13 protein-coding genes are annotated in these 13,775 nt (G+C 69.7%); 4 read left to right on the forward strand and 9 right to left on the reverse strand.

The genetic code is table 11. The features are described 5' to 3' along the window. Positions 1-127: 127 nt before the first annotated feature. On the reverse strand, positions 128-427 hold the full coding sequence (locus RCR19_RS02135; protein ID WP_331269315.1) for a hypothetical protein: 300 nt from the start codon (positions 425-427) through the stop codon (positions 128-130). Positions 428-562: 135 nt separating this feature from the next. Here RCR19_RS02135 and RCR19_RS02140 point away from each other — a divergent pair, with 135 nt between their 5' ends. After that, on the forward strand, positions 563-1,789 hold the full coding sequence (locus RCR19_RS02140) for a cytochrome P450 (protein WP_331263469.1): 1,227 nt from the start codon (positions 563-565) through the stop codon (positions 1,787-1,789). A 69-nt stretch (positions 1,790-1,858) separates the two neighbouring features. Here RCR19_RS02140 and RCR19_RS02145 read toward each other — a convergent pair whose 3' ends face one another. The 7 genes from RCR19_RS02145 to RCR19_RS02175 all read right to left on the reverse strand — a co-directional run bounded on the left by RCR19_RS02145 (position 1,859) and on the right by RCR19_RS02175 (position 8,739). Further along, entirely contained in the window at positions 1,859-3,124 is a 1,266-nt protein-coding gene (locus RCR19_RS02145; protein WP_331263470.1) for a cytochrome P450, read from the reverse strand. Continuing rightward, entirely contained in the window at positions 3,121-3,738 is a 618-nt protein-coding gene (locus tag RCR19_RS02150) for an ATP/GTP-binding protein (protein ID WP_331263471.1), read from the reverse strand. The genes RCR19_RS02145 and RCR19_RS02150 overlap by 4 nt, the downstream gene beginning before the upstream one ends. Continuing rightward, complete coding sequence (locus tag RCR19_RS02155) at positions 3,719-4,075, reverse strand: DUF742 domain-containing protein (RefSeq protein ID WP_331263472.1); 357 nt, start codon at positions 4,073-4,075, stop codon at positions 3,719-3,721. Before RCR19_RS02155 ends, RCR19_RS02150 begins: the two co-directional genes overlap by 20 nt. Beyond that, entirely contained in the window at positions 4,072-4,491 is a 420-nt protein-coding gene (locus RCR19_RS02160) for a roadblock/LC7 domain-containing protein (RefSeq protein WP_059126539.1), read from the reverse strand. The genes RCR19_RS02155 and RCR19_RS02160 overlap by 4 nt, the downstream gene beginning before the upstream one ends. 126 nt (positions 4,492-4,617) lie before the next feature. Continuing rightward, positions 4,618-6,336 (reverse strand): ATP-binding protein, encoded by a 1,719-nt coding sequence (locus RCR19_RS02165; protein ID WP_331263473.1) that lies wholly within the window; start codon positions 6,334-6,336, stop codon positions 4,618-4,620. A 953-nt stretch (positions 6,337-7,289) separates the two neighbouring features. Continuing rightward, positions 7,290-8,477, reverse strand: a complete 1,188-nt coding sequence (locus RCR19_RS02170; RefSeq protein WP_220290149.1) for a flotillin family protein — start codon at positions 8,475-8,477, stop codon at positions 7,290-7,292. 10 nt (positions 8,478-8,487) lie between these two features. Continuing rightward, positions 8,488-8,739: a hypothetical protein gene (locus RCR19_RS02175; RefSeq protein WP_331263474.1), complete on the reverse strand. Its 252-nt coding sequence runs from the start codon at positions 8,737-8,739 to the stop codon at positions 8,488-8,490. Positions 8,740-9,310: 571 nt separating this feature from the next. Between RCR19_RS02175 and RCR19_RS02180 the strand changes: the two genes are divergently transcribed. The 3 genes from RCR19_RS02180 (at position 9,311) to RCR19_RS02190 (ending at position 12,702) form a co-directional block, all read left to right on the forward strand. After that, positions 9,311-10,279 carry a sigma-70 family RNA polymerase sigma factor gene (locus RCR19_RS02180; protein ID WP_331263475.1) on the forward strand — a complete coding sequence of 323 codons (969 nt, stop codon included), beginning with the start codon at positions 9,311-9,313 and terminating at the stop codon, positions 10,277-10,279. An 85-nt stretch (positions 10,280-10,364) separates the two neighbouring features. Continuing rightward, a complete protein-coding gene (locus RCR19_RS02185) occupies positions 10,365-11,270 on the forward strand; it encodes an alpha/beta hydrolase (RefSeq protein ID WP_331263476.1) in 906 nt (301 codons plus the stop codon). A gap of 328 nt (positions 11,271-11,598) precedes the next feature. Then, the gene (locus RCR19_RS02190) at positions 11,599-12,702 is read left to right on the forward strand and encodes a Gfo/Idh/MocA family oxidoreductase (protein ID WP_331263477.1); all 1,104 of its coding nucleotides are present in this window, start codon (positions 11,599-11,601) and stop codon (positions 12,700-12,702) included. 103 nt (positions 12,703-12,805) lie between these two features. On the opposite strand, the gene RCR19_RS02195 is transcribed toward RCR19_RS02190, so the two are convergent. After that, complete coding sequence (locus RCR19_RS02195; protein WP_331263478.1) at positions 12,806-13,663, reverse strand: NAD(P)-dependent oxidoreductase; 858 nt, start codon at positions 13,661-13,663, stop codon at positions 12,806-12,808. Positions 13,664-13,775 lie beyond the last annotated feature (112 nt).

Genomic DNA, 13,775 nt, shown 5'->3' on the forward strand with positions numbered 1-13,775 from the left:
TTCACCGATCTGCACGGCGCAAGTCGGATCACCGTGGCGGACCGTGGCGCGCCCTGGTCAGGACCCACGCCTGCGACGACGATCTCGACGTCGTCACCGTCGCGCGGGATCTCGGCCGGTCGACCCGCTACGTGCAGCAGGGCACGGTGATCGGTGCCCCGGTCCGCAGATGGGCCTGGGCCACTGCGCGCATCACCCGCTCCACGCCAGGGGTGAGGGTGTCCTCGATCGCGCCAATTTCCTGCGGTTCACCCGAGGGCGTCGGCGTGATCCGGGCGAGTGGCGGCCTGGACGCCGCCGCGTTCTGTCGGCGCGGCCGAGCCGATGTGCCGGCCGGCCGTCGGTATGGCGTCCACTCTCGGGCACCGGGCCCGAGCCGTCTTTCGCCCCGGCGCACGGTCCTTGCGCTGAGACGCAGTCCGCTCATGCCGTCGGCCGGGGGTCGCGCCACCCGACGGCGGCAGACGATACGACGCTCAACTTTCGCCAGTACTGGCCTGTTTGACGAGTCAAAAGATCAATAACCTGGCATCCGACGGCAGGCATCTACCTGAGGAGTTCCGTGTCCGCTGCGCAGCAGCTTCCCGACATTCTTTCGCCCGAGTTCGCCGCGGATCCCTACCCCGCCTATGCGGTGATGCGGGAAGAAAAGCCCCTGATCTGGCACGAGGCCACCAAGAGCTACATAATCTCCCGTTACGAAGACGTGGAACGCGTCTTCAAGGACAAACAGAGCCAGTTCACCACCGACAACTACGACTGGCAGCTCGAACCGGTCCACGGCAAGACGATCCTGCAGCTCAGCGGCCGTGAACACGCGGTGCGCCGGGCCCTGGTCGCCCCCGCGTTCCGGGGCAGCGATCTGCAGGAGAAGTTCCTGCCGGTCATCGAGCGCAACTCGCGCGAACTCATCGACGCCTTCCGGCACTCCGGATCCGCCGACATCGTCGGCGATTATGCAACCCGCTTCCCGGTCAACGTCATCGCGGACATGCTGGGCCTGGACAAGGCCGACCACGCCCGGTTCCACGGCTGGTACACGGCTGTCATCGCCTTCCTCGGCAACCTGTCCGGCGATCCCGAGGTGACGGCCGTAGGGGAACGTACCCGGGTGGAATTCGCCGAGTACATGATCCCGATCATCCGCGAGCGGCGCGACAGCCTGGGTGACGACCTGCTGTCCACACTGTGTGCCGCCGAGGTCGACGGCGTCCGCATGAGCGACGAGGACATCAAGGCCTTCTGCAGCCTGCTGCTGGCTGCCGGCGGGGAGACCACCGACAAGGCGATCGCCAGCATCCTGGCGAACCTGCTGGTCAACCCCGACCAGTTGGCGGCCGTCCGCGAGGACCGCAGCCTGATCCCCGCCGCCTTCGCGGAGACCCTCCGCTACACGCCGCCGGTCCACATGATCATGCGGCAGTCGGCCACCGAGGTCGAGCTCACCGGTGGCACCGTCCCTGCCGGCGCCACCATCACCTGCCTCATCGGCGCCGCCAACCGGGACGGGCAGCGCTACCGTGAGCCCGACCGGTTCGACATCTTCCGTGACGACCTCACCACGACCTCGGCGTTCTCCGCCGCCGCCGACCACCTCGCATTCGCGCTCGGCAGGCACTTCTGCGTGGGCGCGCTGCTGGCCAAGGCCGAGGTCGAGGTCGGTGTGAACCAACTGCTGGACGCCATGCCCGACCTCCGTCTCGCCGACGGATTCGACCCGGTCGAGCAGGGCGTCTTCACCCGCGGCCCGAAGGCCCTGCCGGTGAACTTCACGCCGTCCGCGGCCTGATGCCGCTGTCCCGCTGAATTGCCTCCTCCGCGTGCCGGGAATCCCGCCCGGCACGCGGAGGGCATGCGGCTACCGCACCTGCGGAGTGAACTGCACCGGAAGCGAGGTCAGACCGCGCATCCAGATGGACGGGCGCCACGTCAGCTCCTCCGGTTCCACGGCCAGTACGAGGTCGGGAAGGTGTTCCAAGAGGGTCTCCACCGCCGTCCGTGCCATCACGTCCGCCAGGAGCGGTGCCGGATACGGGCAGCGGTGTTCGCCGTTGCTGAAGGACAGATGAGCGGAGTTCTCGGCGCCGACGTGTGATTCCGGCCAGATGTGCGGGTCCGTGTTGGCGGCCGCGAGACCGAGGACCAGGCAGTCGCCCTCGCGGATGAGGCGTCCGCCGAGCTGTGTGTCACGTACGGCCCAGCGGCCGATGAAGTTCTGCGTCGGTGTGTCCAGCCACAACACCTCGTTGAGCGCGTCGCCGACACTGACACGACCGCCCGAGACGTTGACCGCGAAGCGTTCGTCGGTCAGCAGCAGCCGCAGGGTGTTGCAGATCCAGTTGGCGGTCGGCTGCTGTGCCGCGGCGATGACGGAGATCAGGTCCTGCACGATCTCCTCGTCGCTGAGCCCGGCGGGATCCAGCAGCATCCGCGATGTGACGTCGGGACCGGGCCGCTCCCGCTTCTCCTTCACCAGTTGCATGATGCGTTCACCGACGCGCATGTACGCCGCCACCGGGTCGTCTCCCTCGCCGGCGTCGAGGGAGATCCGCAGATCCTCGACGAGACGCTCGGTGTCCGCGCTGCCCTGCGGCATGCCGCACATCCACAGCACGCCACGGGCGGGCAGGGCGTGCGCGTACGTGCTCATCAGCTCGGCCTGGCCGCTTCCGGAGAACGAGGAGATCAGCTGATCGGCGATCAGCTGGCACTCGCGGGCCAGCTCGAACTGGTCCACGCCCTCCAGCGCCTGGGTGATGACACCCGCGCGGCGCTGATGCTCAGCTCCCTCGGTGAACAGCACGGAGGGCTGGTAGCCCACGTACGGCAGAAGAGGCCAGTCGTCCGGGATGTGCGGCCATTGGTTCCACCGCCGGGAGTCCCGAGCGAACAGCTCGTCGTGCACGGTCACATAACAGACCTCGGGGTAACCGAGCACCAGCCAGGCGGGGATGTCGCCGTCGAGCTGCACCGGTGCGACCGCCCCGTGCTTCTGGCGCATGGCGCGGTAGAGCTGTGACGGCGTCTGCTGGTACTCCAGTCCGGCCAGATGCACGGCGGACGAGTGCGCGGGGCACCCCGGAGGAGGATTGTTCGTGGACGGGGAGTCGGCGGTGTCGCTCACGGTGTCCTCTCCTGGGCCAGCGCCAGTGTGTACAGGTGGTCCACGAGAGCGATGAGGACCTCCTTGACCGAGCCCCTGACCCGCGCGTCGCAGTCGATCATGGGCACGTGCTCACCCAGGGCCAGTGCCTGACGGATCTCGTCGAGCGTGAACCGGCTCTCGTCGCCGTCGAAGCGGTTGACCGCCACCACGAAGGGCGTCTTGTGGTGTTCGAGCCGGTCGATCGCATACCAGGAGTCCGCCATGCGGCGGGTGTCCACGAGGACGACCGCGCCGAGCGTGCCGGAGAACAGCCGGTCCCACAGGAACCAGAAGCGCTCCTGACCGGGCGCGCCGAACAGGTAGAGCACCATCTGCTCGCTCAGGCTGATGCGCCCGAAGTCGAAGGCGACGGTCGTGGTGGTCTTGCGTTCCACACCGGCCGTCTCGTCGATGCCTTCACCCGCCTGCGTCATCACCTCTTCGGTGTTCAGCGGCCGGATCTCGCTGACCGAGCGGACCAAGGTGGTCTTGCCGACGCCGAAGCCGCCCACGACGATGATCTTCAGACCGGTCTCGGCGGCATCGGCCAGCGGCGTGCGCTGCAAGGGCAGCTCAGAGGTGGCGGAGTCCATCAAGCACTTCCTGGAGCAGGGTTGTTTCGGGGAGGCCCGCGACGGACTCGGCGGCGCGGGGGTGCCGGGCGCTGACCTTGCCCATGTCGTGCAGGTCGCCCAGCAGAATGCGTACGACGGTGATGGGGAGCTTCAACTCGGCGGCGATCTCGACCAGTGCCGTCGGATGCCGGCACAGCTCGAGGATCCGCACGTGCTCCGACTGCAGCCCCGCGGTGGGTTCGCACTCACTGACGATCAGCGTGACGAGGTCGAAGGTGTCGTCGGCTTCGCTGCGACCGTCCGTGACCATGTACAGCCGGTCCGGATCGCCGACGTCCACGGGTTTGCGGATCACGCGGAGGCACCCGGGCCGACGGAGGCGCGCGGCTCGGCCCTCAGATGGTCCCCGATCTGCTCCACCAGCTCCGTCATGTGATGACCCACCACGCCCGGGTCGGCGCTCTCCTGCGCGACGACCGCGAGGTGCGCGCCCTCGCCCGCCTCCACGATGCACAGCAGGCCGCCGTGGAACTCGGTCATGGAGTGCCGGACACCGCCCGATCCGTCACCGAACTCGGCGGAAGCGCCCTGGGAGAGGGCTTGGATACCGGAGCAGATGGCCGCCAGCTGGTCGGCCTGGTCTTCGGTCAAGTGCTCCGTCCAGCACAGCTTCAGGCCGTCCCGCGACAGGACGAGAGCGTGGCGCGTGCCCGGCGTACGCTCCAGCAGGTTTCCCAGAAGCCAGGTGAGGCTGTTGTCAGTGGTCTCCATCGTGGGCGGGGCGGGTTCTGACCGGTCGAAGGTCACCCGACCCGTTCCTCCAATCCAACGTGGTGCGGCGAATCGATGCGGGGGGTGGTGGGCTGGGGCGCCCAGGCTGTGCGGAGGGTCCGGCCCTCAGTCGTCGGTGGAGGCGTGGCCCGTGTCCTCACCGCCCTGGGCGCCGCCGGCGCTCCGCCGACCGCGGTGGAAGGCCCCGAAGCGGCTGCCGGCGTCGCGTGCGGGGCCGGGTTCACCCGGCTCGGCGGGCGTCTGTGGGCCCTGCTTCCGCCGCTCCCGCTCCGCCTCTGCCATGGTCCGACCCGGGGTCCGCAAGGGCAGGCCGCCGGTTGCGGCCCCGGCAGGCCTGCTGGGGATGTCCGCGCGGGGCGCGGGTCCTCCTTCGGCCGGCGCGACCGACTGCGGGCGTATCACCGGGGGTTCGGCCGCGGGGGCGGGCACGCTCGGCGCGGAGGTGCCACCCCGGAGAGGCTCGGAGACGATCGGCTCGCGCTGCTGGGCGACCATCTGAGGCGGCAGCAGTACGACCACACCGGTGCCGCCGCGCGAGGACGGGCGGTAGTTGACGCTGATGCCGTATTTGACGGCCAGCCGTCCCACCACGCCGAGTCCGAGCCGGGTTCCCTGCAGCGCGGCGAGGTCGACTACCTTGCCCGACACGGACTCCTCCGCCCGGCGCATGGCCGCGTCGGACATCTTCAGACCGCTGTCCTCGATGGTGACGACGATGCCGGCGCTGCGTTCCTCCACATAGACGTGGACCTCGTCGATGGGAGGGGAGAAGTTGGCGGCGTTGTCCATGAGTTCGGCGAGCAGATGCATCACGCCCTCGGCCGCGAAACCGTTGATCGCGGCCTTGCTGGAGGAGTGCAGGCGCACCCGCCGGTAGGCGGCGATACGGCCGACGGCACCACGCAGGATGCTCTCCATGACGATCGGCTTGTTCCATACGCGGCTGGAGCGCCCGCCCATCAGCAGCGCAAGCCGGTCGGTCATGAGGCCCAGCTGCGAGGTGCTGTGGTCCAGACGCAGCAGGTCGCCGAAGACCTCCTCACCGTGGCGGTCCTGCATCTCGCGCAGATCGGCGAGCATGCTGACGGTCTTGGCCTGAACTCGGCTGAGCGCCTTGGCGGAAGCGGCCTGCGCGGCGGCGGAACGCCTTTCGCTGTAGGCGAGTTCACGCACGACCCACTCGGCCAACTCCCGCAGCAGGGTGCTCTGCGGCCAGTCGACCTTGGCCAGCGCGGTGTCGGCGGAGCTTCCCTCCCGCAACAGCTCCACCGCTGCGGGCAGCGTCTCCTCGGCCAGCCGCTCGAGCTCCGCCTTGCCGCGGTCCAGTTCGGAGCGCAGGTGCTGCCGGTCGGACTCGGCCGCGGTTGCCCGCCGGACCGATTCGGCGAGCACGGTGGCGAACACCTGTGACAGCTGCCGCAGATGCGGGTCCGAAGGCACGGGGAACCGCGACAGGGCCTCTTCCGCCTCCGCGCCGTTCTTCACCTTCTCGGCGACCCCCGGCATGGTCGTGTTGACCAGGTGCGACCTCTCGGAGACCTGCTGGCGCCAGACGCTCTCGCTCATCTCGAGCTCGCTGCCCTGCGCGACGGCCTGCCGGTGGGCGCGGCGCACCAGATACGAGGCGGTGCCGACGACAACGGCGACGCAGCACCAGGCGACAACCGCCGTAGCCAGGACCCAGGTGCGGGAGTCCTGGGGAGCGAAGACACCCGCTGCCGCGGCGCCCGCGGCGGTGACGAGCAGGATCACCGGAAACGCGACCGGGGACGATCGCCCTCCTTTGGCGCTTCGGCGCTGGCGGGGGCGAGTTGGCACTGACATTCCGCGGTCCCTCGGTCCGTGAGAGCAGGGGTGGTTGGACGGCTGAACAACGCCGACGGCCCGGAAGGGGGCCGACCGAGGGCGGCGCTGTTCCGGATCAGGGTTTTGCCGCACATGCTAGTCACCGGGCCGAGAACACCGGTACCGGCCGATGAGTTCGACCTCCGTACGAATTCACTTCGACGGGAAATGACCACCACGGGACTGGTGCGTGGTACCGGATCGGTCGCCGATCATGACCGATCTTGCGTAGGCCGAAAGCGGCGTTCCGGGTGCAATGTCAGCCCATCACCGTATACGCCGGACCGAACCCCCGCCGACCGATGTGGGTTTTCGGCCAACTATTGAGAATGAGGCGGGTTGCAGGCCGGAGGCAGCACAACCCTGATCCGATACGGCAACCGTCGTGGACCTCCGCACCACGGAACCGAATCCAACTGGAGCGGGACAAAAGGGCGTCGGCAATTTCACCGATGGGGTAGCCGAGGTGATGGCCCGTCAGGCGGTATGGCCGTATTGGCTTACCTGTTCCGGATAGTGACATAGTTCTGGAAATCCACGCTCCTGTCGGACAATAAAGGAGTTGGATCGATCGAGTTCCCAGATGTCCCGCTATCGCGCCGCATGCGATGTCCCGACGGACGGAAAGTGCGTGTCAGCGCCTACCCCGATGGGAGCATCCGGTTTCGGGTGGACGGCCGCCGAGGCCGTATTGAGCGCGATGCGGGACGGCACCCACTCCTACGCGCCTGCGGGTCCATGGGGCCGGGGCAACGCGGCGCACAACTACGCCGAACTGCTGGAGAAGAAGCACCGCGGCCAGCGCCTGAGCCTGGCCGCGGCGTCCGGTGCTGCGCACCCCACGGACGAAGGCCGCCCACGTACGGAAGGTACGTGGGCGGTCAGGCACCGTCCCGGGCCTCACGCGCCCGGGCTTGCCACTGCGAAACGCGTCAGCTCTCCTCGCCCGTGCCCTGTTCCCGCGACCGCGGGCCCTGCAGTTCGAGCCGCCCGTTGCCCTGCTCCGGCCGGCCGCCGGAATTCGGGGAGTTCTGGCCGCTCTGACCGTTCAGGTTCTGCCGGACCGAGTCCAGGATCGTCAGACCCTGGGCGACCAGACCGGCCGCGATCTCGCCAAGTCCGTCCGCACCGTTCAGGACGTTGACGTTGGCACCGGAGAGGCCACCGGCCGCCTCCTTCACGATCTGCGGAAGCTGGTCGATCAGCATCCGGTCCAGGGCGACGCGGTCGTGCGAGGCCGCGGCCTCGGCCTGGATCTTCATGCGCTCCGCCTCCGCGGCGGCGAGGATCCTGACCCGCTCCGCCTCGGCCTCGGCGGGCTTCACGACCTCGGCCACGAGCTGCTGCTGCCGCAGCTTGGCCTGGCGCAGCGCCAGCTCGGTCTGGGCGGCCAGCACCTCCTGCTGGGCGTGGGCCTGCGCCAGCGGTCCGGCCTGGGCCGCATGCGCCTGGGCGCGGTCCACCTCGGCCGAGTACTCCGCCTTCACCACCGCCGTCTGCCGGGCGTACTCGGCCTGCTTACGGGCCGCGTCCTGCTCCGCCTCGGCCGCGGTCTGGTTGGCCTGGGCCTGGGCTATCTGGGCCTGGCGCTGGATGGCCGCCTTGTGCGGCGCGGACATCGCATCGATGTAGCCGGTGTCGCCGTCGTCGATGGACTGGATCTGCAACGAGTCCACGATCAGGCCGATCTTCGCCATCTCCGTCTTGGACGTGTCCAGCACCTCGGCCGCGAGCTTCTGCCGCTCGGTGACGATCTCCTCGACCGTCATCGAGCCGATGATGGCCCGCAGATGACCGGCGAAGATCCTCCCGGTCAGGACCGACATCTGGTCCTGGTCGGAGAGGAACCGCTGGCCGGCGTTGATGATGCTCTCCGTGTCGTTGCCGACCTTGAAGGCGATCACGGCACGCACGTTCAGCGCGATGCCCTGCCTTGTCACACAAGTCTCGGTGACCTCGGCCTCGCACATCGACAAGGTGAGAAAACGGACCTTGCGCAAAACCGGCAGCACGAACTTCCCGTGCCCCGTCACCACCCGGAACGGCGCGCCCCCCAGTCCCCGCCGTCCTCCCGAGATCAGCATCGCCTCGTCGGGGGCGGGAACGCGGTAACCGAACATCCTCTTCTCCTTAGCCGGCGTCGGCGGCGTCGCCGCACAACGCATCCAACGGATCGACCCACTCGATGACGTCCACTTCGCGGCGTCCGCGGGAGTCGATCACGAGCACGGTGGCCCCAGTCGGCAGGGGCTCCTGCGACCAGGCGAGGAATGTCTCGGAACCGCCTCTGACCCGCACCAGGATCTCGCCGGGACCGGCGGACCCACGAGTGCCGATGAGCAGTTCCCCCGTGCAGCCGATCACGGCCTCGTCCTGCGCCATTTCCGACTGCCTCCCATCGTTCTGGTCCCGTGTTTCCGACCTTAGACCCAGCCGTGACGGCCCTCTACACTGCGGTGCCGCCGTTCCCGGCCCGCCGCCGGCCCGCCCCGAGCCCGACCCTTCCGACCTGCGCGAACGCCAGGCCGGCCGACGCGCCCTTCGAACCTTTTACGCGCGTCGACACCGCGGCCGACCCTGCCGGGCTCGCGCTGCCACGGCCACGCGGATCCATGGGACCCGACCGGCCAGTACTGCGGGTGACACGTGCACCGCCTTCTTGCCACTGGACCCGCCTCACGGGCCGGAACACGCGAACGCGCAATCGGCAGCGCCGCTTCTGCCCGCGACAGTCGCTACCGTGATCCCCGCGCGCCCGCCAGGGAGTTGACGACCACTCAGCATGCGATCGAGGCCGGACGGCATACGGTCGGCCCCACGGGCGCCGGAGATCGCAGCCCGGGTCGACCTCGGCGGTACCCGGACGATCGCGGGAGCGACCCGCTCCCGCCGGGCAGTTCGGTCGGCGGACGCGGCACACTACGTGTGGGGGAAGAAGGCCGGAAGGGACCGCATGATCCGGGACGAGGACGAAGCCGCGCGCCTCGAGGACGCGCAGCTCACCCGTGCTGCCCAGGCGGGTGAGGCCACGGCACTGGGCCTGCTGCTGGAGCGGCACCGGGCGGGTATGCGGGCGGTGGCCCTGAGCATTCTGGGGCCGGGTCCCGATGTCGACGATGTGCTCCAGGACGCGGCGGTGCGGGCGCTCCGGAACATACGCGACGTCCGCGACCCGGCGGCGGTGGGCGCATGGCTGCGGATGATCGTGCGCAACACCTGCCGCTCCCTGCTGCGGGACTCCGTGAGGTCCCAGCCGGTCGAGGACCTGAACATGTCCGTCACGGACAGCGGTCCGGACCGCTGGCTGGAGCAGAACACACTGCGGGACTGGATCTGGGAAGCCGTGGAGGAACTGTCCCCGGCACTGCGCATGCCCCTGGTTCTGCGCCATTTCAGCACGGGCGTCACCTCCTACGAGCAGATAGCCCGCGCGTGCGGTGTCCCGGTCGGTACCGTCCGCAGTCGTCTCAACCTGGGACGCGCCAAGCTGGCCGCGGCTCTCGCCGCCACGGCCGATGCCCCGCACTCCGACGCCGCACGGCGCGTTCGGGCCAGTCGCATCGAGGCACACGAGACGCTGGCCGCGGCCGAGCAAGGGCGCTTCGCCGCGTTGCTCGCGGAGCGGTGGTCCCCCGAGGTCGCGCTGCTCAGCGGGAACACCCCGGTCGGCAACGGGGACCTGCTGGTACGCGGCATGGACGGCGACCTCGAGGCGGGTGTGCGGCAGCGGCTCTTCCACGCCGTCGCCGGGCGGTCGCTCGCCGTGTGGGAGATGGACCTGCTCAATCCGCCCGAGAATCCGGAGCACTGCCCGCCTGCCGTCGCCTGGCTCATGACCCTGGACGGCGCCGGCCGGGTGCACCGGCTGCGGCTCTTCCACTCGAGGCAGACGCCGGCCACCGACCCGGCGTCCTATGTGTGACGACCGTCACATGATCGGGATCGAACTTGCCCGGCTCTCCCGCGTCTGGCCGGTGTCGTAAACACCAGCTGGACAGGAGACACCTGTGAACAACTCCCCGGCCGATCCTCTGGCCCCCGGCACCCACACCTTCGATGTCGACGGGATCGTGCAGCGCTACCACGTCCATGGCACAGGACCGGTGTGCGTGGCGCATTCCGGCGGTCCCGGCATCCACTGGGAGTACCTGCGCATGCCCGCGGTGGAGCAGCATCTCACCGTGGTCTACCCGGAGCCGGTCGGCACCGGGGGTTCCGGCCGCCTGCCCTCCCACCCCCACGGCTACACCCGCGGCCGCTACAGCCGCTTCCTCGGCGCCCTGGTCGCTCACCTGGGCGTCCCGGAGGTGCATCTGCTCGGTCATTCGCACGGCGGCTTCGTCGTGCAGTACCACGCCCTGCACCACCCCGAAGGGATCGCCGGAGTGATCCTCTACGACAGCGCACCGCTCACCGGTCCCGAGCACGGCGCCGAGGCCATGCGCCTGGTCCAGGAGTTCGCCGTGCGTCATGCCGGCCGCCCCGAGCTCCCCGAGGTCCTGGAGGCTTTCCAAGCGATTCCCACCATCTCCGACGACGCACGGATGACATCCGTCGCCAAGGGCCTGCTGCCGTCGTACTTCACCGACTACTGGGGACGGGAGGAGGAGTTCGCTCCCTTGCGCGCCTCACTGAGCGCCACCTACGTCTCGGGGCTGGACGAGGACCTCGTCCCGGACATCATCGACGACCGTGAGGCTCTCGGTGCGCTCTCGGTGCCCGCCCTGGTGGTCGTAGGCCGCCATGACGTCATCTGCGGGGTGCGCTGGGCGGAGGAACTGCACAAGCTGATCCCCCGTTCGGAACTGCTGATCCTCGAGAACAGCGGGCACTTCGGCCATATCGAGGAACCCGCGGACTTCGCGCGGGCGGTGGCGGGCTTCGTGACCAACACGACGCACAGAACACCGTGACGGTCCGGTAGCGCAGGGATGTTCTTCTGACTGCTCGCGTCCGGGAGACCGGTGTTCCGCCTCCCCGGACGCGAGGAGCACCCCCCTCACCGCGTCGAAGTCCTCGCCGGCCCCACGCCCCCGCCGAGGGCCTGCCACAGGCGCGTGGCGATAATGGGGCGCCGCCCACTGCGGTCCGGGGCGCCGACGGCGAGTGCGGTCCGGGCGAGTGGTTGCGGCCGGCCGGACCCCGCGTCCCGAAACCGCCCGGGTCCGCGCCGGTGGTCCACGACGGACGGCACCGGACCGCCCGCGGCGCAGGACTGGATGGCCAATGAGGAGCGGACACGTGAGCCAGGCACCCATACGGTTCGGCATGGTCGGCAGTGGCTGGCGGTCCGAGTTCTTCGCCCGGCTGGCCAGGGCGCTGCCCGGGCGGCTGGAGGTATCCGGCGTGGTGACCCGCTCGGCCGCGCGGGCAGCGCAGGTGGAGGCGGAGTGGGGGGTGCCCGCCTTCCGGAGCATCGGCGAACTGCGCGGCACCCGGCCGGAGTTCGTCATCGCGTCGGTGCCGTGGCAGATCACGCCCGAGGTCGTCCGGGACCTGGTCGAGCAACGCGTGCCCGTTCTCGCGGAGACTCCCCCCGCACCCGACGCGGAGGGACTGCGTGCCTTGTGGGCCGCCGTGGGCGGCGTGACACGGCCGGACGGCGGAGGGCTCGTCCAGGTCGCGGAGCAGTACACCCTGATGCCCGGTCACGCGGCCCGCATCGCGCTCGTGCGAGAGGGGGTCATCGGCAGGCCCACCTCGGTCCAGGTGTCGTCGACGCACATGTACCACGCCATGTCACTGATCCGGCACACCCTGGGTGTCGGATTCGAGCCCACGACCGTGACGGCACAGGCCTTCATCGCCCCGCTCGCCGACCCACTCTCCCCACGCGGCTGGTCGGACGACCTCACCCCCAGGGACGCCACCACCACGCTCGCGTTCCTGGACTTCGGCGAAGCCCGCACGGGCCTGTACGACTTCACCGACAACCAGTGGTGGAACCCTCTGCGCGCCCGCCGAATCGTGGTGCGCGGCTCGCTCGGTGAGATCGTCGACGACACGGTGGTGCGGATGGCCGACCCGCGCACGCCCGTCGAGTCCCCGCTGGTGCGCCGTCGCACCGGCACCGACCTCAACCTCGAGGGATCGGAGGTGCACCACATCTCCTTCGACGGACAGGTCGTGTGGCGCAACGACCATCTCGGGGCCAGTCTCTCCGAGGACGACCTGGCGGTGGTGGACCTGCTGTGCCGTACCGGGGCATGGGTACGGGACTCCGGACCGGAACCGTATCCCCTTGCCGACGGCTGCCAGGACCACCTCCTCGCCCTCGCCGTCGAGGAGTCGGCGCGTACGCATGCACCGGTGACGACCGCCCTCGAGGCGTGGGCGACCCGCTGACCCCCACCCCCTCGGGCACGTTCCACGGTTGGCCGCCGACCGGGTCCTGGTGCCCGTCGCCCGTCGAACCCCCGGCCCGCCGGGGACACGGCCCCTGGCCGCCTCAGTGGTCCAGTACGTCCCGCCATGAGTACCGCGGCTCGTACCCCAGCACCTCACGGGCCCGCCGCACGCTGAGCAGCGTCTCGTGGGTGCCGATCTCCCGGGTCAACCTCACCTCGGGAAAGACCTCGGCGAGCAGTTCCGCGGAGGGGCGGTCCATGATCGTGTCGGCCGCGGCGATGACGTAGCTGGAGGCGCCCGTGACGGCGGCGGTCAGCGCGAGCCGGCACGCCTGCGCCACGTCCCGCGCATCCACGTATCCCCACAGGTTCCACTTGCGGGCGTGCGGGTCGGACCAGTAGCCGGGCACACGCGCATAGTCCTCCACCAGGTGGACGTTGGACAGGCGCAGGGCCACGAAGGGAATGCCCGACCAGCCGGAGATGTGCTCGGCCGCGGTCTCGCCCAGGACCTTGGACAGGGCATAGGTGGAGGTGGGGTGGGGATAGTGGTCCTCGTCCACCGGGGCGTAGCGGGGCGGGACGTCGAAGGGCAGGCCGAGGGTCGTCTCGCTGGAGGCCCACACCACGCGGTCCAGCTTGTTGTGCGCGGCGGCCAGGAAGACGTTGTCGTTCATCGCCGTGTTGGTGGTGAGGGTGAGGGCGGCGGGCCGGAGGCCGGGGGCCGGGATGTTGGCCAGGTGGACAACGCTTCCCGCGCCGCTCAGGGCATCCACCGCCTGACCGTAGTCGGTGAGGTCCGCGCGCAGCAGTTGCAGGCCGAGGCCGTCCGCCCACGCACGCTCGACCGGGCCCACGGACACGTCCACGGCCAGTACGTCGTACCCCTGCTCCAGCAGATCCGCGACCACGACCCGACCGGTCTTCCCGGTGGCACCCGTGACGGCAACTGTGCTCATGTGTGCTGATCTCCCCACTCGAACCCCCGGCCCGGCTTGTGCCGCCATCCTCGCGCCCCCACCCGGGCCGTGTCAGTACCGTCCGGCGATCGGCCACCGACAGGTGGCGCCC

It is taken from the genome of Streptomyces sp. WAC07094, assembly GCF_036320405.1.
Taxonomy (GTDB): Bacteria; Actinomycetota; Actinomycetes; order Streptomycetales; family Streptomycetaceae; genus Streptomyces; species Streptomyces lannensis.